The 20,315-nt window shown below is 62.9% G+C and carries 22 protein-coding genes; 17 read left to right on the top strand and 5 right to left on the bottom strand.

All coding sequences use genetic code 11. The features are described from left to right. Nucleotide 1 precedes the first annotated feature (1 nt). From M1P90_RS33335 to M1P90_RS33325, 3 genes are all read left to right on the top strand, one after another. Nucleotides 2-2,011, top strand: coding sequence for a hypothetical protein (locus tag M1P90_RS33335; protein WP_483700161.1), 2,010 nt, complete (start codon nucleotides 2-4; stop codon nucleotides 2,009-2,011). Beyond that, nucleotides 2,008-2,235 carry a hypothetical protein gene (locus tag M1P90_RS33330; RefSeq protein WP_483700160.1) on the top strand — a complete coding sequence of 76 codons (228 nt, stop codon included), beginning with the start codon at nucleotides 2,008-2,010 and terminating at the stop codon, nucleotides 2,233-2,235. Before M1P90_RS33335 ends, M1P90_RS33330 begins: the two co-directional genes overlap by 4 nt. A gap of 217 nt (nucleotides 2,236-2,452) precedes the next feature. Beyond that, on the top strand, nucleotides 2,453-3,028 hold the full coding sequence (locus tag M1P90_RS33325; protein WP_483700159.1) for a hypothetical protein: 576 nt from the start codon (nucleotides 2,453-2,455) through the stop codon (nucleotides 3,026-3,028). A 159-nt stretch (nucleotides 3,029-3,187) separates the two neighbouring features. Here M1P90_RS33325 and M1P90_RS33320 read toward each other — a convergent pair whose 3' ends face one another. After that, complete coding sequence (locus tag M1P90_RS33320) at nucleotides 3,188-4,699, bottom strand: 1,4-alpha-glucan branching protein domain-containing protein (RefSeq protein WP_483700158.1); 1,512 nt, start codon at nucleotides 4,697-4,699, stop codon at nucleotides 3,188-3,190. A 33-nt stretch (nucleotides 4,700-4,732) separates the two neighbouring features. Next, nucleotides 4,733-5,521: a DUF2270 domain-containing protein gene (locus M1P90_RS33315; RefSeq protein ID WP_483700157.1), complete on the bottom strand. Its 789-nt coding sequence runs from the start codon at nucleotides 5,519-5,521 to the stop codon at nucleotides 4,733-4,735. A gap of 177 nt (nucleotides 5,522-5,698) precedes the next feature. Here M1P90_RS33315 and M1P90_RS33310 point away from each other — a divergent pair, with 177 nt between their 5' ends. The 3 genes from M1P90_RS33310 (at nucleotide 5,699) to M1P90_RS33300 (ending at nucleotide 7,478) form a co-directional block, all read left to right on the top strand. After that, nucleotides 5,699-6,316, top strand: coding sequence for a hypothetical protein (locus M1P90_RS33310; RefSeq protein WP_483700156.1), 618 nt, complete (start codon nucleotides 5,699-5,701; stop codon nucleotides 6,314-6,316). Between the two features lie 125 nt (nucleotides 6,317-6,441). Continuing rightward, nucleotides 6,442-7,065, top strand: coding sequence for a TMEM175 family protein (locus M1P90_RS33305; protein WP_483700155.1), 624 nt, complete (start codon nucleotides 6,442-6,444; stop codon nucleotides 7,063-7,065). Nucleotides 7,066-7,082: 17 nt separating this feature from the next. After that, a complete protein-coding gene (locus tag M1P90_RS33300; RefSeq protein ID WP_483700154.1) occupies nucleotides 7,083-7,478 on the top strand; it encodes an MmcQ/YjbR family DNA-binding protein in 396 nt (131 codons plus the stop codon). A 149-nt stretch (nucleotides 7,479-7,627) separates the two neighbouring features. Here M1P90_RS33300 and pstB read toward each other — a convergent pair whose 3' ends face one another. The 3 genes from pstB to M1P90_RS33285 all read right to left on the bottom strand — a co-directional run bounded on the left by pstB (nucleotide 7,628) and on the right by M1P90_RS33285 (nucleotide 10,748). Then, the gene (pstB, locus tag M1P90_RS33295; RefSeq protein WP_483700152.1) at nucleotides 7,628-8,470 is read right to left on the bottom strand and encodes a phosphate ABC transporter ATP-binding protein PstB; all 843 of its coding nucleotides are present in this window, start codon (nucleotides 8,468-8,470) and stop codon (nucleotides 7,628-7,630) included. Nucleotides 8,471-8,583: 113 nt separating this feature from the next. Continuing rightward, nucleotides 8,584-9,336 carry a hypothetical protein gene (locus tag M1P90_RS33290; RefSeq protein WP_483700151.1) on the bottom strand — a complete coding sequence of 251 codons (753 nt, stop codon included), beginning with the start codon at nucleotides 9,334-9,336 and terminating at the stop codon, nucleotides 8,584-8,586. 236 nt (nucleotides 9,337-9,572) lie between these two features. Next, entirely contained in the window at nucleotides 9,573-10,748 is a 1,176-nt protein-coding gene (locus M1P90_RS33285) for a substrate-binding domain-containing protein (protein ID WP_483700150.1), read from the bottom strand. Between the two features lie 167 nt (nucleotides 10,749-10,915). Between M1P90_RS33285 and M1P90_RS33280 the strand changes: the two genes are divergently transcribed. The 11 genes from M1P90_RS33280 (at nucleotide 10,916) to M1P90_RS33230 (ending at nucleotide 20,238) form a co-directional block, all read left to right on the top strand. Further along, nucleotides 10,916-11,587 (top strand): helix-turn-helix transcriptional regulator, encoded by a 672-nt coding sequence (locus M1P90_RS33280; RefSeq protein WP_483700149.1) that lies wholly within the window; start codon nucleotides 10,916-10,918, stop codon nucleotides 11,585-11,587. 40 nt (nucleotides 11,588-11,627) lie between these two features. After that, nucleotides 11,628-12,413, top strand: a complete 786-nt coding sequence (gene sufC, locus M1P90_RS33275) for a Fe-S cluster assembly ATPase SufC (protein ID WP_483700148.1) — start codon at nucleotides 11,628-11,630, stop codon at nucleotides 12,411-12,413. A gap of 59 nt (nucleotides 12,414-12,472) precedes the next feature. After that, nucleotides 12,473-13,684, top strand: coding sequence for a Fe-S cluster assembly protein SufD (gene sufD / locus M1P90_RS33270; RefSeq protein ID WP_483700147.1), 1,212 nt, complete (start codon nucleotides 12,473-12,475; stop codon nucleotides 13,682-13,684). Nucleotides 13,685-13,698: 14 nt separating this feature from the next. Further along, nucleotides 13,699-14,943 carry a cysteine desulfurase gene (locus tag M1P90_RS33265; protein ID WP_483700146.1) on the top strand — a complete coding sequence of 415 codons (1,245 nt, stop codon included), beginning with the start codon at nucleotides 13,699-13,701 and terminating at the stop codon, nucleotides 14,941-14,943. Nucleotides 14,944-15,035: 92 nt separating this feature from the next. Then, entirely contained in the window at nucleotides 15,036-15,446 is a 411-nt protein-coding gene (sufU, locus tag M1P90_RS33260; RefSeq protein WP_483700145.1) for a Fe-S cluster assembly sulfur transfer protein SufU, read from the top strand. 68 nt (nucleotides 15,447-15,514) lie between these two features. Then, nucleotides 15,515-16,930 (top strand): Fe-S cluster assembly protein SufB, encoded by a 1,416-nt coding sequence (sufB, locus tag M1P90_RS33255; RefSeq protein ID WP_483700143.1) that lies wholly within the window; start codon nucleotides 15,515-15,517, stop codon nucleotides 16,928-16,930. Nucleotides 16,931-17,104: 174 nt separating this feature from the next. Next, nucleotides 17,105-17,485 carry a hypothetical protein gene (locus M1P90_RS33250; protein ID WP_483700142.1) on the top strand — a complete coding sequence of 127 codons (381 nt, stop codon included), beginning with the start codon at nucleotides 17,105-17,107 and terminating at the stop codon, nucleotides 17,483-17,485. 10 nt (nucleotides 17,486-17,495) lie between these two features. Next, nucleotides 17,496-17,810 (top strand): non-heme iron oxygenase ferredoxin subunit, encoded by a 315-nt coding sequence (locus tag M1P90_RS33245; protein WP_483700140.1) that lies wholly within the window; start codon nucleotides 17,496-17,498, stop codon nucleotides 17,808-17,810. 87 nt (nucleotides 17,811-17,897) lie between these two features. Continuing rightward, a complete protein-coding gene (locus M1P90_RS33240; RefSeq protein WP_483700138.1) occupies nucleotides 17,898-18,755 on the top strand; it encodes a sulfurtransferase in 858 nt (285 codons plus the stop codon). A gap of 80 nt (nucleotides 18,756-18,835) precedes the next feature. After that, complete coding sequence (locus M1P90_RS33235) at nucleotides 18,836-19,273, top strand: SufE family protein (RefSeq protein ID WP_483700137.1); 438 nt, start codon at nucleotides 18,836-18,838, stop codon at nucleotides 19,271-19,273. 2 nt (nucleotides 19,274-19,275) lie between these two features. Beyond that, entirely contained in the window at nucleotides 19,276-20,238 is a 963-nt protein-coding gene (locus M1P90_RS33230) for a PLP-dependent cysteine synthase family protein (RefSeq protein ID WP_483700135.1), read from the top strand. Nucleotides 20,239-20,315 lie beyond the last annotated feature (77 nt).

The raw sequence follows: 20,315 nt of genomic DNA, 5'->3' as shown, positions 1-20,315 counted from the left end.
TATGATTACACGCATCGTTCCCCGCGCGGCACAGGTGCGCTGCAACGAATGTGGTGCCCCCGGCGCGGCCAGCCTGTGCCACCACTGCGGTGTGGCGCTTTGCACTGCCCACATCCACCACCCCGGCGAGCTTGCGCGCCTGCTGCTGAGCCAGGAATTCGGTGCCGAGCTGCTGCCCGAAGCTCTGCGCGGCACCCAGCCCGCCCACTGCGCCGAATGTGCGCACCGACTGGGCGCGCCCAGCCCACTGGTGTTCCAGCTGGGCGCGGCCCTCACCGCGATTGGCGTGGCGCTGGCCTTCTGGAATCGCTCATTGGCCGCGCTGGCGCTGGCCGCGCTGGGTCTTGTGATCGTGCTGATCACCACCGTGCTGAGCATGCGCGCGCGTGCCTCGGCACAGAATCGGCCGCCGCTGCCAATCTTCCCGCGTTTTGGCAACGCAAAAATCCGCGAAGAGGTGCATGCCAGCGTCTCGGTGAACGAAGACGGCAAATACCATATTGCGCAGCAGCCAGCGATTGGCAGCATCCAGCTCTTCGGGCGCATGCAAAGCGGCGAGCGCGAGCGGCTGGAAGCCTACCGCAAGCAGTTCATGGTGCCGCCCAGCCAGAACCTGCCCTGCAATGCCGGCTGGCTGGCACTGCTTGGCAAGGCCAGCCTGCGCTTCGTGCCCGCCGCGCGCGAGAGCTTATGCGCCACCAACGTGCTTGCGCTGGGCGCCAACAGCGCCGCGCTGCCCGTGCTGAATGGCAGCTCGCTACGCGCAAGCGAACTTTTTAACCCCACATATTCCTATGTGGTCTGCGATCCACTCAAACCCATGGCGCTCGCAATCAATCTGGTGCCGTCGCTGATGCAGGAAGGCGACCAGCATGTGCTGGCGCTCGACCTGCAGTGGAACGCCCCGCGCCAGTGGAATGCCGAGCCGCTCGAAATCGAGCGCATTCTCTCGCTCACACTCGACGTGCCGAGCAAATGGGGTAACATCGAGCGCATCAGCAGCGAAGCGACCAGCCGCCTCACGGACACTGGCATCCGGCGGATCGAATGGTCGCAGCTCGAACTCGACCGCGAGCACCCCAACTGGCAGCGCAACTGCCGGCGTTTCAGCATTCACTTTGAAAACAAAATCAACTGCGACGCAACGATCACCGCCCATGCCGAAGTGCAATTTGCGGGCGCTCTCTCTGGCCTGGCTGGCGTAGAGGTTTTTTCGCCACTTGGCACGCGCGAAAGGCCCGTACCCGGCAAGCCAGTCACCGTCATTACCACAGACTTCACGCTATGCCTGGCGCACCTGCGCTACCAGGACACGCGGGTTGTGCCTGATCTCAAGCGCAAAGACGACGAAAGCCGGCACAAAGCTGCAACATACGCGGGTATTGCCCCGAACCACCTGACCGTCAGCGCGCTTACCGAAACGCTGAGCGGGCGCGAGATCTACATCAAGCGCATTATCGAAAACCCACCCAGCACCGGCGAGCACGCCCGCCATCATCACCGCTACTGGGACATTGGCGGCCGCGTCTACGACAAAATCTACCCGATCGATTTTCATATTGTGGTGAGTGGCGAAGAAGGGTTTCGCACCCGCGCGCGCATCCCCTGCGACACCACCCACATTCATTTGACGGTGCAGGGCGCGTTCGCCAACACCGAAATGGAGGCGAGCATCGTCAAACTGTGGGACGAGCTGCACGCCGGCATCGACGCGCTGCTCAGGCACCACGCGGGCGAACAGCCCGCCGCCAGTGCCAGCGACTATAGCGCGCCCAAGCACGCGGCCGAGCCCGCCGACGCCGACACACTTGCGCTCGACGAATGGCTGCCCGCGCCCATGATCGACGTCGAACAGCTGCGCGCGCGCCTGCTCGACCTGCACGACGCAATCGGGCGCGGCGAACTCTCCACCGAAGACATTCAAAGCGAAATACAGGCGATTGCTGCCGAGCTCGACCAGGCTTTCGACGACGACGAAATGCTGCAAAACGAGGTAGGAGGCTCATCATGAAAGTGGAATGCGCCGAATGCAACGCGGCAGAAGATATTGACACCGCCGAAAACAAGCGCGACGCCGTGGTGATCGACGCGGTGTGCCACCACTGTGGCAAGCCACTGTGCCAGCACCACCGCATCGCCGTAGCCGATTCGGCCTTTGCGGGCACGCGCCGGAACCAGCCGAGCGCCTACCACTGCGCGGCATGCAAAAAGAAACACCATAGCTCGCGCGCATGAACGCGCAGAGGTTAGGGGCTTGGGGTTTAGGGGTTAGGGGTTGCGATGCACAACCAGGCTTTTCCCAGCCTTATAGCAGGTTGCAGCGGGCATGATGCAGAAGTCAGTTGCATGTTCCGCGCTGCAATGCCTTCTCGCCAGGATATGGAGTGCTCAATTGCTCTGCAAACTGCTATAAAACCTTTCGTGGAATTGCACAAGCGCGGGGGGCAGAAGCATGCTGGAGATATGGCTTGAACGGGCGGTGTGCGCAGCTGGGGGCGTGACCGAGCTGGTGGTGTTGCTGCGCAACCCAACTGCCGCGCCACTCACCAACATCCGGGTGCGGCTGGCGCTGCCCGCCAGCATCCTGCTGCTGGGCGGCGAAAACATTGTGCTTGAGCAACTGCCCGCTGGCGAAACGGCGCGGCACGCGCTGAAAATCAAGCCGCAGCAGCCCGGCGAGTGGGCAATCACCAGCCCCAACTGCTCGTTCCGCGACTCGCTTGGCGCTGCCTACCACATCGACACGCTGCAACTGCCGGTGCATGTCGTTCCTGCGCCCGCCCCAGCGCCGCGCCCGGCCCCACCGCCGCCATCCGGCCCGGCCCGCGCGGCACTGCACCAGCAGATCGGCAACAATACCCGCCTGATCAGCACACACCAGCGACGGCTGCAAAAGCGCCGCGAGCAGCTTGCCATCTTCGGCACCATGGCCGATCCATCTATATCCATGGAAATCGAGGAGATCGAGCGGCAGATCGCCCGACTTGAAAGCGAGAACAAGCGCCTGCGCGCGCAGCTGGGGGAGTAAGCGCGGGAAGGATGTGGACGAAAGACGAAGGACGAAGGACGAGAGCGGCTGTCGTCTTTCGCCCTTCACCCTTTGCCACCTGCTCACGGAGAAAAGACCCGAAACATCTTCATCAAACCTTCGAGTCTTCGAGTCTTCGTGGCAAACCAAAAAAAACAGTCAGTCGGCAAACACCCGGTAGTTGAGCATCGGGAAGGGATTATCCCACTCTTCCACCGCGTCAAGAAACGCGCTGTCCTCGTCGCTTAGCGCGTCGGCGGCGACCATGCCGCACAAGCGCTCGCAGCGGCGCAAATGTTCCAGCGGGCGGGCCAGCGCGTCGTCGTTTGCGCCCGCGCCCACCCCCAGCAGCCAATCGCTCGACTGAGCCAGCAGCAGCTCGCGCACGGCCTGATCAAGCACGCGCTCGCGGTCGCCCTGCGCGTTGGGGTAGTGCTGCACCAGCCGCGCCACGCGCTCGGCTTCTTCGCCCAGCGCCCAGTGCAGCGGGCGCGCGGCCGGCGCATTCCACAGCCGGTGGAAATCGCCCGCCGCCCACGAGCCGTCGCGCAGAGTCACACCAAAGCGCGGGCGCACCGAGGCGAGGTAGGGCGAGGGCGTGGTCAGCGCGACGGAGCGCTGCTCGCTAAACGCCTCGATCATCGCGCGCAGCCAGGTAGGGCCTTCAAACCAGCCGCGCCCCAGCACATCCACATCGAGCGGCACCACCGCAATGCCGGGGCGGTCGTGGCGCGCGCGGAACAGCTCCAGCTCGGCCGCCACAAAACTGCTGAAATGTACGGCATGCTCCTGCGCGCGCCGGAATGCATCGTAGGGATCGTAGAGCTGGCGCGGCCCGCCGAAGCCAATGCGCCACAGCGCCAGCCCCGACTCGGCCTCGCGCTCGGGCGCGCGGTACAGTGGGTCGCCAACATAGCCCAGATCGGGCTGCATGATCTGCTGGGCCGCCGCCGGGTCGCGCACCAGCACCGCCAGCCGGCGCGCGGCCAGCCAGCGCGGGCGCAGGTGTGGCACATCGGCCTGCGCAATGCTCGAAGGGTCGACAACCACGTACTGCACGCCGCTGGGGCGGATCAGCGGCTCGAGCGCGGGGGTGTAGCCGCACTCGGGCAGCCACAGGCCACGCGGGCGCGTGCCCATCATTCGCGTGAGCGCCAGCGCACCCACATCGATCTGCGCCCGCCGCGCCGCGCCCGAATCGAGCAATGGCAGGTAGGCGTGCGTTGCGGCGCTGCTGAGCGGCTCGGCAACGCCATCGGCGCACAGCTCGCGCAGGGCAGCCGTCAGGTTGCGATTGTAGCGTTTGGTAAAACTATCGAGAATCCCCTGGTTCCACTCCAGGTAAAAGCGCGCGAGATAGGCCTGGTGCTGCTCCCCGGCGCGCTCCCACTCGGCCACGGCCGCCGCAATGCGCGCAATGCGCCGTTCCATCCAGACAAAGGCATGCTTCTGCACAACATTATCAGCCAGCTGATCGAGCAGCACGGGCGAATAGGCCAGCCCAACCGCAGGCCGCGCACCCAGATCGCGCAGATCGTAGAGCGCATTGAGCGTGGGCACAATTGCGTCGGCAATCGTTTCGTGCAGAAGGTCTTCGCCGGCCGGCTCGCGCCCGGCTGCGCGCAGATAGGGCACGTGCCCGGTAAGCAGAATGGCGAGGTAGCCGTTCATAGTGGGCGCTGGCCGCAGATGTGAAGCAATACGTTAATCTTCAACTTCGCCAACATCATCATCATCGCGCCGCGCAACGCCAAACGGCAAAATATCGATATGCCAGTGCTGGCGGCTCACTGGCTGCTGCGCCGGAGAAACGATCTTTTGCAGCGTGCGCTCGCGCGAAAGTACCTCGATTGTTGTTTCGCTTGAAGAATAGCTCAGCGCCGTCACAATCGCCAGCACCGCGTAGAACACGCTCACCACCGCCAGGATCGCGCCGCCCGGCACCGGCCCGACCGAGGCGTGGCACACAAAGGTATCGGTTGGGCAGGTGCTGCTTGTCGCCGGGTGCAGCAGCAGCTTCAGCAGCCACGACAAGAGCAGAAACAGGTAGATTGCCATATAATGATCGCGCAGGCGGCGCTGCAGCATCTTGCGAAAGGATGCCTTGAAATGCGGGAAGGCCAGATCGCGCACCAGCAGCTCCTGCCAGGTATCGTTTGCCGTCACACTGTTATCCTGCAAAATCGGCGCCATATACTCGGTTTCGAGCAAGCGCAGCCAGCTGCTCCACAGATCGTAATAGCGCGTGCGGCGCGCTTCCACCACCACAAACATCACGACAAACAGCATCACCAGCAGCAGCACCGCGTGCGGATGCGTTTCGTCGCTCAGCGTAAAGCTCACCGCCGTCCCGCAGGTCACAATCGCCCAGTTGGTGGGGTTATCGATGCGCTGGCGCCACGTTGAGGCGCGATCCATCAGGCCACGGTAGATATGAATTGTGGCAGCAACAGGTGGGGGCGCCGAAGGCGGGCGCATTGCCGGCTTGATCATCGTGGGTGCCTTTATATGAAGCCGCTGCCCGCCATTATAGCCATGCCGCGCGAGCGGCGTCAAGCCAATTTCTGCTGGCCCAAGCAAGGACGCGACACAAGTACTATAGACGTTGCTCAATGCGCCGAGTATGATCGAGCCAGGCGACACGGTTATTTTGGATCAGGAGACCTTGGCATGACAACCCTGCTGGCCCCCGACGACGTTTTGAGCGAATCGCAGCGCCTGCTTGCCGCGCTCATGCATCTCGACACTGAACTGCCCTTTGCGCGCGAGATGATCGCAGCCCACAAACCCATTCATTCTGAAATTCAGCGCACCCACGAGCAGAGCGAGCAGGCGGTGAGCCTGTGGCGCAGCGCGCTGGCGCGGCGCTGGGAGTGCGAAGTGAGCGGGCGGCGGCTGTACAAGCGCGTGCTGCGCAAGATGGTCGATTTCTACGGCAGCGAAGACGCGCCCGAAGTGCAGCTGCTTTCGCGCAGCGGCGCCGAGGCGAATAGCTCGCCCGCCGAGCTGCTGGCCGATCTGCGCCGCCTGCACGCCGCGCTTGATGTTGGCAGCGCGCCCTTCTACGATTTCCGGCTGCAGGCCCAGATCGAACAAGAGTGCGCGGCCTTGCAGCAGGCCATTGCCGAAACACATACGCACGAGAACGAACGCCGCAACGCCGTGCTCGATCATCGCATGGCGCGCGAAGCCTACCGACGGCTGCGTTCGGAAACGCTGCGCCGCCTGCAAATGCACTATGGCGACCAGTTCGCCAGCACGGTTGGCGATCTGTTCAGCGAAGAATAACGCGGCTACACAATACAGTTCCACCCAGCGCCCCGGATGATTTTCATCCGGGGCGCTTGTTTGCAGTCCCACACGGAACAGGCGTACAATGCGCACAGCCGCAACCAAGTGCCAGGAATGCATGAATGAGCAAAAATCGCCTGGAAGCGCTCAGCGACGGTGTCTTTGCCATTGTCATCACGCTACTCATCCTCGACATTCGGGTGCCCGATGTGGCGTATGAGCAGTTGCTGCCAGCCTTGTGGGCGGTGCTGCCACGAATTTTTGCGTATGTGATCAGCTTTGGGGTCATTGCGGTCTACTGGGTGGTGCATCATCAGTCGTTGCAGCTGATTGGCAAGCTGAACAGCTTTATGATTTGGCTGAATTTTCTGTACCTGCTGGCGGTCAGCTTTATGCCTTTTCCTACCGCACTGCTTGGCCGCTACCCCATGCAGCCAGTTCCGATTGTGATCTACGGCCTGAACCTGATCGCCGCGAACGCAACCGGCTTTGTGCTGGCGCTGTATATGCGCGCCCACCCCGAATTCAACAGCGGTTTGGTGCACCGGGCCAGCCACAAAAGTTTCTACATGTATGGCTTTGTGAACGTAAGTTATGCGGTAGCAATAGTGCTGGGCTTCGTTATGCCTGCCCTGAGCTACGGCATTTTTGTGGTGGTGCTGATGGTTGTGATCGTCTACTACAGCTTCAGCCCGGTTGCAAGAAACGGCGAAGCAGTGCAGAACACGCGCGCAGCCCGCGACTAACGTGCCTGGAGGGCGGAATGAGCGATGCGAAGATCATGCCGCGCGACCACGCGCAGGCCTTTGCGCTGGGCTTCCCCGGCGCGTATGCCGAACACCCGTGGGGCCAGACCGTCGTCAAGGTGAAGAACAAGGTCTTTCTGTTTGTGAATGGCGCAATTGCCCCCGACGATGGCGTAAGTTTGAGCGTCAAGCTGCCACATTCTGGCGCGGATGTGCTGGAAATGCCGCTGGCCGAGCCGATGGGCTATGGCATGGGCAAACACGGCTGGGTCACGCTGATTATCATGCGCGACGACGAGCTTCCATTCGCACTGCTGGAAGCGTGGATCGACGAGAGCTACCGCGCCGTTGCGCCCAAACGCATGCTGGCCGAGCTTGAAACCAGCCGCCCGCCCAACAAAAGCGGCGAGTAGCACCTGCCACTCGCCGCTTGCATCGCCTGTGTTGTGCGCTCTCGCTCTGGTGCAGTATCAAGAAAGCGATGCGGACATTGGGGAAGCGTTTCTGCATTGTCATGGCTAAACCCTACCCCCCATTCCCCAAACCCCGCGCTGAAAGCGCCCTAACCAAAGCGCCCGGTCACATAGTCTTCGGTGCGCTTGTCGCCGGGGCGCGTAAAAATCTGGTTGGTTGGGCCAAACTCGATCAGCTGGCCAGCGCGCGTGTTTGGGTTCATCAGCATAAAGGCCGTGTCGTCGGAGGCGCGGGCGGCCTGCTGCATGTTGTGCGTCACAATCACGATCGTGTACTGATTGCGCAGGTCGAACATCAGCTCTTCGACCTTCAGAGTTGCAATCGGGTCGAGCGCCGAGCATGGCTCGTCCATCAGCAGCACTTCGGGGTTTGGCGCAATGGCGCGCGCAATGCACAGGCGCTGCTGCTGCCCGCCCGAAAGGCCGAGCGCAGAGCCTTGCAGCTTGTCCTTCACCTCGTCCCACAGCGCAGCCTGGCGCAGCGCCTGCTCGACACGCTCGACGATCTGCTGGCGATTGCGCCAGCCGGCTACGCCCAGCCCAAACGCCACATTATCGACAATCGATTTGGCGAAGACATTCGGGCGCTGGAAGACCATGCCGATCCGCCGCCGCAGCAGCACCGGGTCGGTTCCTGGCTTGTAGATATTCTGGCCTTCCAGCAGCAGCTCGCCTTCGCCGCGCGCGCCGGGCGTATCGTCGTGCATGCGATTGATCGCGCGCAGAAATGTTGATTTCCCGCAGCCCGATGGGCCGATAATCGCGGTGATGCTGCGTTCGGGTATTGCCAGGCTCACATCGTTCAGCGCCTGGAAGGTTCCATAGAAAAAGTTGAACTTGCGCGCTTCGAGCTTGGTGCGCTTGTGATCGGGCCGATCCGCGTCTGCCTCAGTGTTTGGCACTGCCAGCGCGACACGTGGGGTCGTGGGCATTTCACTCATACGTCATTATGTGTCTGGGCAGCCGAGCCACCCATTCATGCAGGGCGTGCGCACCTGCGGCGGATGCATTTATTGCCTTGTGAGTATACACGAAAATTGTACAGCTACGGCTGCGCGCTGGTTTGTGTAATCGCCGTGTCGAGGATCTGCTGAAATGCGTCCATGTCGGCCTTCAGGTCGCTCAGGCGCTGCGCCACCTGGTTGGTTGCCACATCGGCGCTTGCCGCGTCGGCGGTGCGCAGGCGCACTGTTTCGGCCAGCACATTGTCGAGGTTGGCCGAGATATTTTGCAGCTGCGCGGTGATGCGTCCGGTGAAGGTTTCGAGATCGCTGGCATTTTGCTGCCGCTCGGCCAGCGCCTGGCGGGTCTGCTCGAGCTGCTGGCGGGTATACACGTCCCGCGTATTGGCGAGCTGCCGGTCGATGCCGTTGATCTGGTCCTGCAGAGCGCGTGGGTTGCGCGTCGCCAGGTAGCTCTCGATGATCTGGCCTTTGTCGCAGAGCGTGTACGACTCCGCAAGCAGATCACTCGCCTGCTGGCTCACGGGCATGAGCAAGCGGCCAAGCGCGCCATTCGCCTGCCCGATGCTGCGCTCGATTTCTTTCTGCGCATGCTCGATTGTCTCAAGCTGGGCGCGGAAGGTTGGGCTGGAAAGACGCGGGCGCGTGGGGCGCTGTGCCTGCGCCACCAGCGTAAGGTCGTGGGCGCGCAGCCACACCACTGCGCCATAGGCCACCAGCCCGAGCGGCAGCAGCCACAGTGCCACCGTGAGCCCGGCAGCGAGCGCAGCCAGCAGCACCAGCAGCGCCAGCGGCTGGCGCGCAGCCAGGGCATAGGCGGGAGTGCTTGTTCCCATAGGTTAATTCCTCAACTATGCATACTGGCGTATGCAGTTGCGCAATTTTGCATTCGGCCGCCGTCGTTGTTGCCTGCGGCAGTAAGGTGCTTCCTACTTTATTCCTGTGTCATTTCCGCGCTTTGCGCGGAAATGACACAGGAAAGAATGGCTTACGATGCCATCAGCAGGATTGAGAAAGCTGCGAACTTGCTGAATCCTGACTCCTGGCTTCTGAAACCGCCATTTCCTGCAAACTACCGCTTGAAGCGGCGCTCCCACAGCGCAACCAGGGCGTTCAGCACATCGGCGGGCGGCACATCGACCTGCTGGGCCAGCGCGGTTTGCACGCCATTCGCCGCATAGGTCGTGAAGGGATTGTCGGGCGCGCTGGCCGCAATTGACACATTCGGGTCGACCGGGCGGAAGCCATACTGGCGCGCAAGCTCCTGCGCGGCGCCGCTCGTCAGAAAGGCGCGAAACTGCACCGCAGCCGCACGCTCATCGGCCTGCACCCACGCGCCATCAACCAGGGCATAGGGGTGGTCGCTCAGGATGGTGGCGGGCGGGTAGAAAATGCGCAGATCCTGGTTCTGGCGCTGGCGCGCGGCGGCCATGCTTTGCAGGGCCAGGTTTTCGTACACCACCGCGAAATCGTACTTGGCCGGGCCAGAACGCACCACGTCGTCCATCAGCGCGCCAGTGCTGTCGCTGAAGCTGAGCACCGCGCTTTCAACTGGCGCGAGCCAGGTTTCCAGCTCGGGATTATTCACATCGGCGGCGCTTAACCCACTACTTTTGCTGAAAAAACCGTAGGTCATCAGCAGCAACGCCTGCGTGCCGCTGTTCGAGGTTGCGGGCGAAGTGTGGCCGAACTTCACCGGCCCCCAGCTTTCGCTGCCGCCCAGCGCCTTCCAGCCACCGGGGTTTGCCAGCGCGGCCTGCAGTTCCTGCCAGAACTTGGCGGGCGGCTGCGGCCACAGCGCCCTGGCGCGCTGTTCCCAGCCCACCAGCACCAACGGACTCAGCACCAGCGGCTGCGGCGCATCCGCGCCCGAGCGCAGCACCGGGGCGTTGAGCGCATCCAGCCACAGCGCGCTGGCCGGCGAAACCACCGTGGGCGGCGCATCGCCGCGCCAATCCTGCCCCACCAGGCGCTCGGCCAGATCGCGCGAGCCCATGCTTCTGAGCTGGATCTGAATAGGCCGGCCGTTAGCCGTCGGCGCGCCCGCCAGAAAGCGCTGGCTCGCCGCCTCGAACCATTCTTTCTTTTCGCTGCCGTACCAGATTGTGACCACCACGGGCGGGCGCGCGCGCGCCGCCACCAGCGGGAAGGGCGCGTAGCCCAGCGGGCCAGTCAGCAGGCTGGCGGCCAGCACGGCCAGACAGATCGCCAGGTAGCCAAACGCAATCATCCGCGAAATACGGAGCATAGAAACCCTTTGCAGTTGGCACGAATGCTGCTGCTAGTGTACCGTATTTTGCGCGCTCTGTCGCGCCGAAACTGCGCGTAGCAGGTTTCGACAGTTTTTCCTGTTTTTATTGACAATAGTTTGCCCCTGCGGTATACTTCGGCCCTAGCGCAGAGGAGCCAGAACGTATGGCAGCACAGTTTTCGCCCGACTCGCCGGCCGGGAAGATACTTGACTATATCCAGCGCCAGGGCGAGGCGACGGTCAAAGACCTTGAAGAACTGCTGGGCATCAGCACCACCGCCGTGCGCGAGCACCTGACGCACCTGCAGGCCAAAAACCTGGTGGCGACGCGGCTGGTGCGGCGCGGCCCGGGGCGGCCCCACGCGGCCTACTTCCTCACCAGCGCGGCCCAAAGCCTGTTCCCAAAGGAATACGACACGCTCACCACCATGCTGCTGCGCGAAATCGCCAGCCAAGATGGCCCGGCGCGCTTGCAGCTGCTGCTCGATGCGGTGGGCGCGCGCCTCGCCGCCGAGTATGGCGGGGCGGCCACTGGCGCCGAGCTGGAAGATCGCCTCGTGGCGCTGCGCAGCGCGCTGGAACAGCGCGGCATCCCGGTCGAGCTTCAGCCCGATGGCGAAGGGCTGCGCTTGTTTGCCTGCCCGTATTTCGATGTTGCGCAGGAGCACGCCGGCGTGTGCGCCATGGAGCGCCGCATGGTCGAGCAGGTGCTGGGCGAGCATATTGTGCTCGAAGGCACCATTCGCGAAGGCCAGCGCAGCTGCCACTTCACCGTCGTCCCCGAGGGCGCGGCACAATCGTCAGATATCAGAGGGCCTGAAGCGGCAAACAGCTAAGCGCCGCGCCTTCTGCCGAACCATTGTATAGAGGATGGACATGAACAGCGACCTGGTCATCAAGGATCTTCACGTCAACGTTGAAGATAAGGAAATTCTCAAGGGCCTGAACCTGACGGTGAAGGCCGGCGCGATCCACGCGATCATGGGCCCGAACGGCAGCGGCAAGAGCACGCTGGCCTACACCCTGATGGGCCACCCTGGCTACACCGTCACTGGCGGCGAGGTCTGGTACAAAGATCAGAACATCCTTGAGCTTGAGGCCGACGAGCGCGCCAAGCTCGGCGTGTTCCTGGCCTTCCAGTACCCGGTCGCCATTCCGGGCGTCACCGTCGCCAACTTCCTGCGCTCGGCAATCAACGCCCACCGCGCCGAAGAAGGCAAGGACCCGAAGTCGACCGCCATTCCCGTCGCACAGTTCCGCAAAGAGCTGCGTGAGAAGATGGCCACGCTTGAGATCGACGAGAGCTTTGTGCGCCGCTACCTGAACGAAGGCTTTTCGGGCGGCGAGAAGAAGCGCATTGAAATCCTCCAGATGGCGATGCTCAAGCCGACCATGGCAATCATGGACGAGACTGACTCGGGCCTGGACATCGACGCGCTGCGGATTGTGTCGCAGGGCGTGAACACGCTGTACGGCCAGCAGCCCGAAATGGGCGTGCTGGTGATTACGCACTACCAGCGCCTGCTGAACTACATCAAGCCGCACTTTGTGTCGGTGCTGATGAATGGCCGCGTGGTGCGCGAGGGTGGCCCCGAGCTGGCGCTTGAGCTGGAAGAAAAGGGCTACGACTTCATTCGGGAGGAGGTCGGCAGCCAGCAGTAGGCAGCCGGCGGTTGGCACAATGCCGACTGCATACTGCATACTGCACACTGCAGCGTGTTATGAATTACTTACCGACACTTTCCGAGCTCGACGACGCCACAATCGCTGAAGCTGCGCGCGCCGCTGGCGAGCCGGCCTGGCTGGCTGATCGCCGCGCCGCCGCCTGGCGCCACTTCGCCGAAAGCGCGCCGCCCTTCTGGAAGCGCACCAACCTGGCGAACTTCGCCGCCGACGCGATTGCGCCCGCCACCAGCGCGCAGGGCACCGCCGTGCAGTGGGACGAAAGCCTGGCCGCGCAGGGTGTGGTCTTCACTACGCTTGCCGCCGCCGTACGCTCGCATCCCGAGCTGGTCGAGCGCTACCTGGGCACCGCCACGAATGCCGAGGCGCACAAGTTCAGCGCGCTCCATGCCGCGCTGTGGCAGGATGGCGTGTTTCTGTACGTGCCCAAAGGCATCAGCGTCGAAATGCCGCTCCACGCGATCTTCACGCTGGCCGACGGCAGCCAGGCCACCTTCCCGCACAACCTGATTGTGCTCGATGATGGCGCCAGCGCCAGCTTTATTGAGGAATACAGCTCGCCCGACGCCGCTGAGCAGGCGCTGTGCAACCCGGCCACCGAGCTGTTTGTGGGCAATGGCGCGAGCCTGCGCTTTGTGACCGTGCAAAGCTGGGGCGCGAACTTCTACCACATCGGCGCGCAGCGCGCCCGCGTGGGCGACAGCGCCAGCCTGGAGTGGGTGGCAGTGAACCTGGGCGGGCAGGTGCAGCACGTCGAGGCCGAAACCAGCCTCGAAGGCACGGGCGCGAACGTCCAGTGGGTTGCCGCGACACTGTGCGAAAAGACGCAAAACCTTGTGACCGCGCCGTGGCTGCGCCATGTTGGCACAAACACCGAAGGCCATATGGACTTCAAGACCGTGGTGAAAGACACTGGCTATGCCGTGTTCGACGGCATGATCAAGATCGAAAAGGGCAGCCGGGGCACGGTTTCGCGGCTCGAAGAGCACGCGCTGCACCTGAGCGAAAAAGCCCGCAACGACTCGATCCCAGGCCTGATGATTGACACCAACGATGTGCAGCGCGCCGGCCACGCCTCGACCAGCGGGCAGATCGACGACGAAATGCTGTTCTACATGCAGTCGCGCGGCATCGACCGCACCGAGGCCGTGCATATGATCATCACGGGCTTCTTCGAGCCAGTGCTGGATCGTATCCCGCTCGAAGCACTGCGCGAGCGCGCCGCCGCAATCATCGAGGCGAAGATCTAAAGGCTGTGCCGCATATGGTAGCACCCGCGACATTCACACTCTTCGATGTGCTGGCGCTGCGCCGCGAGTTCCCGATTTTGGGGCAGCAGGTGCATGGCAAGCCGCTGGCCTTTCTCGACAGCGGGGCTTCGTCGCAGAAGCCGCGCCGCGTGATCGATTGCCTGGAAGAGTACTACGAGCACACTAACGCAAATGTGCATCGCGGTGTCTACCAGCTCAGCGAGCAGGCGACTTTTGCCTTCGAGCGGGCGCGCGGCAAGGTAGCGCGCTTCATTGGCGCGCACAGCCCGAAAGAGCTTGTCTTCACCCGCAACACCACCGAGGCGATCAACCTGGTGGCGCGCGCCTGGGGCGATGCCAACCTGCGCGCCGGGGATCGCATTCTGCTGAGCGTGATGGAGCATCACTCGAACCTGGTGCCGTGGCAGCAGCTGGCCCAGCGCACTGGCGCGAAGCTGGAGTTTCTTCAGATCGACGGCGCGGGCCGGCTCGTGCTCGACAATCTCGACGCGCAGCTGGCCGGCGTGAAGCTGGTGGCGATCACCCAGCAATCGAATGTGCTTGGCACGATCAACCCGGTGCGCGAGATCGCGGCGCGCGCGCACGATGCCGGCGCGCTGGTGCTGGTGGATGGCGCGCAAAGCGTGCCGCACATGCCGGTGAATGTGCAGGAGCTTGGCGCTGACTTTCTGGCCTTCAGCGGCCACAAGATGTGCGCGCCAACCGGCATTGGCGCGCTGTGGGGTCGGCGGCAAATTCTTGAAGCCATGCCGCCATTTCTGGGCGGTGGCTCGATGATCCGCACGGTCACACTGCACGAAACGACCTATGCCGACATTCCCGCCCGCTTCGAGGCTGGCACGCCCGCGATTGGCGAGGCGATTGCGCTGGGCGAAGCGGTCGATTTCCTGACCGGCATTGGCATGGACAAGATTTTTGTGCACGAGCAGCATCTGCTGGGCTACGCACTGGAGCGCCTTGCCGAGGTGGAAGGGCTGACACTCTACGGCCCGCCCTCGCTGGAGATGCGCGGCGGCGCGCTGAGCTTCACGCTCGCGGGCGTGCACCCGCACGACATCGCGGCGGTGCTCGACGGCGAAGGCGTGGCGGTGCGGGCCGGGCATCACTGCTGCCAGCCGCTGCACGACATTCTCGACATCCCGGCGACGGCACGCGCCTCGGTTTACCTGTACAATATCCCGGAAGAGATCGACCGTCTGGCGGCCGGGCTGGAGAAAGCACGACGAATGTTCAGTTAGCAGCCGGCAGACTGCAGGGTGCAGTTATCGTCGAGCAACATTGTAGTTCGTTGTTTGCATTGCTGACTGCCAACTGCCGACTGGAGACTGTTATGGACGATATGTATCGCGAGGTTATTCTCGAGCACTACAAGCACCCGCATAACGCGGGCACGCTTGAAGCAGCCGATATCTCGCACGAAGACAGCAACCCACTCTGCGGCGACCGTATCCGCATCGACATGGCGGTTGCTGATGGCGCGGTAGCCGATATTCGCTTTCAGGGGCGCGGCTGCGCGATCAGTCAGGCCGCCGCATCGCTGCTGACCGACGAGATCAAGGGCAAGACGCTCGACGAGGTGCGCGCATTCTCGAAAGACGACATGCTCGAACTGATCGGCATCCCGCTCGACAAAAATCCCGTACGGATTAAGTGTGCGTTGCTGGCGCTCAAAACCCTGAAAAGTGGCGTGTATGAGTACATGGGCGCGCATGCCGACGACACCGACGACGAGGAACTCTAAATCCTGCCGCGTTGCAAGCGGCAGCACCATCAGAACCTAAGCACTCACGCGCTTGAGGAGGAAATACCATGGCAGTTCAGGCACCTAACCTGGAATTTGATTATTCGAAGTACGGCTTCCGCGACGAAGAAAAGTATGTCTTCAAATCGGGCAAGGGCCTGAACGAAAAGGTCGTGCGCGAGCTTTCGGGCATGAAGGGCGAGCCGGAGTGGATGCTGCGCCGCCGCCTGCAAGCGCTGGAGATCTTCAGCAAGAAGCCCGTGCCACTCGTGGGCAACTGGGCCAACCCCGAGCTGGCCGAGCTCGACTATGACAATATTCACTACTTCGTGCGCGCGGGCGACAAGCCGCAGACCGACTGGGACGCGGTGCCGGCCGAGATCAAGAACACCTTTGAGAAGCTGGGCATCCCCGAGGCCGAGCGCAAGTTCCTGGCCGGCGTAGGCGCGCAGTACGAGTCCGAGGTGGTGTATCACTCGCTGCGCGAAGAGTGGCAGAAGCTCGGCGTGATCTTCCTCGACACCGACACCGGCTTGAAGGAATATCCCGAGCTGTTCAAGAAATACTTTGGCACCATCATCCCCTCGGCCGACAATAAATACGCCGCGCTGAACACGGCCGTGTGGTCGGGCGGGTCGTTTGTGTACGTGCCCAAGGGCGTGCATGTCGACATTCCGCTGCAAGCCTACTTCCGCATCAACGCCGAGAACATGGGCCAGTTCGAGCGCACGCTGATTGTGGTGGATGAAGGCGCGTCGGTGCACTACATCGAGGGCTGCACCGCACCGGTGTACAGCACCAACTCGCTGCACTCGGCCGTGGTCGAGATCATTGTGAACAAGGGCGGCAAGTGCCGCTACACCACCATCCAGAACTGGGCCAACAACATCTTCAACCTCGTCACCAAGCGGGCAGTGGCCTATGAAGAAGCCAGCATGGAGTGGGTGGATGGCAACATCGGCTCGCGCCTGACAATGAAGTACCCCTCGGTCTACCTGATGGGTCGCAAGGCCCGCGGCGAGGTGCTTTCGGTGGCGTATGCGGGCAAGGGCCAGCACCAGGATGCCGGCGCGAAGATGGTGCACATTGCGCCAGAAACGACCAGCCGCATCACCAACAAGTCGGTGTCGAAGGATGGCGGCAAGACGACCTATCGCGGCCTTGCGAAGGTTGCGCCGGGCGCGTATGGCGCGAAGATCAACGTCAACTGCGACGCGCTGATCCTCGACGACCGCTCGGCGTCGGATACGATCCCGTTTATCGAGATCGAGGAAGAAAACTGCACGCTGGCGCACGAGGCCACCGTTGGCCGCATCGGCGCCGAGCAGCTGTTCTACCTGATGAGCCGTGGCCTGCCCGAGGCCGACGCCCTTTCGATGATTGTGCTGGGCTTTATGGAGCCGTTCACGCGTGAGCTGCCCATGGAGTACGCGGTTGAGCTCAACCGCCTGATCCAGCTCGAAATGGAAGGCTCGGTCGGCTAGTTCGCGGCGTTGCGTTTGGAATAGCGGCGTGCACTGTTTGCTCTGCAAATGGCGCGCGCCGCTTTTTAGCCCAAGAGTCACATTGACCGATTGCCATCACCCGTCGTATAGTGTAGCTACTCGGCGCAGGTTGCTCGCCGGGACCCGATCCGCCCAGATTAGCAGGAGTCGCCCATGGCTCTGACCAAACAGTTTACCCTGACGCCGGCCCTGGTGGCGCGCGCCGCGCAGCACATCCGCACCGCAATGCAGGGGCGCTATGGCATTGAGTCGGCGGCATTGTGCGCGCTGAACGGGCAGTGCCTGTGGGCCAGCAACCCCGCCTTCGAGCGCGCCGCGCCAACGATCGCGAAAATCGGCATTATGTCGCTGCGCCTGTGGGTGAAAGTGCGCAGTGGCAAGCTCGACCGCATTGGGCTGGTAACCGACGACGGCATGGTCGATATTATTTTTGTGCCGCCAATCGCCTCGGTGCTGGTGATTAGTGGCAGCGCCGCCGCGACCGACTGGCTGGACGACGAGCCGGCGCAATTGGTGGCGGCGCTGGGACTATAACGAGGAGCGTATGCCTGAACGTGTGCGGCTCGCAGCCCTGAGCGACATCCCCGACCCGGGCATGGCGGCGTTTGAATACGGTGGCCGGCGCATCGCGGTGTATCGCGCTGGCGCGACGATCTACGCCACCGACGACGTGTGTTCGCACGAGCACGCTTACCTGAGCGAGGGCTGGCTCGACGCCGACGACGCCACGGTGGAATGCCCGCTTCACGGCGCGCGCTTCGACCTCGCCACGGGCAACCCGCTCGCGCTGCCCGCCTATGAGCCAGTTGCCACCTACCCGGTTTCGGTTGATGGCGACGATATTCTGGTAGAGCTATAGCCTTTCTTGACGCATTGCGGACATGCAAGTAGAATAGTTGATAATCTTGCACAAACTACTTCAGAATGAGAAGTGAGGAGGTTCGCAATGGCCGAGTATGCACATCCCGAAGTGCTGGTCGATACCGCCTGGGTGACCGACCACCTGAACGACCCGCAGGTGCGCCTGGTCGAGAGTAACGAAGACATTCTGCTCTACAATCAGGGGCACATTCCTGGCGCCGTAAAGATCGACTGGGTGACCGACCTGAACGACCCGGTGGTGCGCGACTACCTCGACAAAGAGCATTTCGAGCAGTTGCTGGCCGCCAAAGGCATCAGCAACGACACCACGGTGGTGTTCTACGGCGACAAGAACAACTGGTGGGCCACCTACGCCTTCTGGGTATTCAAGCTGTTTGGCCACAAGGACGCGCGCATTCTGAATGGCGGCCGCGCCAAGTGGATTGCCGAAGGCCGCGAGCTGACCAAAGACGTGCCGAGCTATCCGCAGGGCAGCTATTCCGCGCCCGAACGCGACGACGCGACGATCCGCGCCTTCCGCGACGAAGTGAAAGAGCACATCAAGAAGAGTGACGTGGCGCTGGTGGATGTGCGCAGCCCGCAGGAATACAGCGGCGAGCGCACCCACATGCCCGAATACCCGCAGGAAGGCACGCTGCGCGGCGGCCATATTCCCACCGCAGTCAGCATTCCGTGGGCGCAGGCCGTGAAGGAAGACAGCACCTTCAAAAGCCCGGAAGACCTGGGGGAGCTGTATGGCAGCAAGGGCGTCACATCCGACAAAGACGTGATTGCGTACTGCCGTATTGGCGAGCGCTCAAGCCACACCTGGTTTGTGCTGACCTACCTGCTGGGCTACCCGCAGGTGCGCAACTACGACGGCAGCTGGACGGAGTGGGGCAACGGCGTGGGCTTGCCGATTGAGAAGACCTACAAAGGCTAAAACGTCATTCGAAATCGTGTGGCAAGGGGCGCGGCGTGGCGTCCCTTCCGCCACACCTGTTTCCTGAGGCACCAACGGTTATGAGCGAGCACGCACCCCTGCCACCACGCCTGCAAGCGATCATCGACGACTTCCGCAGCCTGGAGCGCGACGAAAAGCTGGAAAGCCTGCTGGAATACTCCGAGCAGCTTCCCGACATGCCCGAGCAGTTTCGCACTGCCCCGCTGGAACATGTCGATGAGTGCGCCACACCGGTGGCCATTGCCACCGAGCGCCAGGGCGAAAAGATCCGCTTCTACTTCGACATCCCGCCCGAGTCGCCTACGGTGCGCGGCTTTGCGGCCATTCTCAACGATGGGCTGCAAGATGTCACGCCCGAACAGGTGCTTGATCTGCCGGGCGACCTGTACTACACCATGGGCCTGCAAAGCGCCCTTTCTCCACAGCGGCTCAACGGCATGCACTTCATGCTGCTGCACCTGAAGCGGGCGGCGGCGCGCACCCTGCAAGGCAAATAAGCGTGGAAACTCAAGCGGCCAGGCTGCCACGTGGCAGCGGCGTGATCGAGCTGGTGGGCAATACGCCACTGGTGCGTCTGGCGCGCATTGCACCCGATCTGCCGCCCGATGTCGCCATCTATGCCAAGGCCGAGTGGTATAATCCGGGCGGCTCGGTAAAAGACCGGCCGGCCTTGTTTATGATCCGGGCTGGCGAAGCCAGCGGGCAGCTGCGGCGCGGTGTGCGCATCGCCGACGCGACCAGCGGCAACACCGGCATTGCCTACGCCACAATTGGCGCGGCGCTGGGCTACAAGGTGACGCTGGCGCTGCCCGGCAATGCCAGCCCCGAGCGCAAACGCATTTTGCAGGCGCTGGGCGCCGAGCTGATTCTGACCGACCCGATGGAAGGCACCGACGGGGCCATCCGCGCAATTCGCGCACTGGTGGCCGAGAATCCCGACGCCTATTTCTACCCGGACCAGTATAATAACCCGGCAAATGTGGAATCGCACTACGCCACCACCGGGGCCGAAATCTGGGCGCAGACTGGCGGGGCAGTGACACATTTTGTGGCTGCGCTTGGCACCTGCGGCACTTTTGTTGGCACCGGGCGGCGGCTGCGCGCCGAAAACCCGGCAGTGCGCCTGCTGGCGGTGCAGCCCGATGGCCCGTACCACGCGCTTGAAGGCGTGAAGCACCTGAGCAGCGTGGCGCTGATTCCCGGCATCTACGACCCCGCGCTGGCCGACGAGACGCTGGAAGTAACCAGCGAAGAAGCCTTCGACATGGCGCGCTGCATGGCCCGCACCGAGGGCCTGATGGTGGGCATTTCGGCGGCGGCGAATGTGGCGGCGGCGCTGCGCGTGGCGCGCACGCTCGGCCAGGGCGTGGTGGTGACGATCCTGTGCGACGGCGCTTCCAAGTACCTGAGCGACCGCTTCTGGGACGAGCCAGGCAACTGCGAGGGCGGCGAGGGAATCTAACCGTAAGGGCGAAGCAGTCGCCTACGGATTTGAACGACTGAAAGCCACGTGGCGACTGCTTCGCCCAGGCAGGCACT

This window comes from Kouleothrix sp. 19917 (assembly GCF_057073505.1).
The sequence above is the reverse complement of the archived record's forward strand: the minus strand, read 5'-3'. Positions and strand labels throughout refer to the sequence as shown.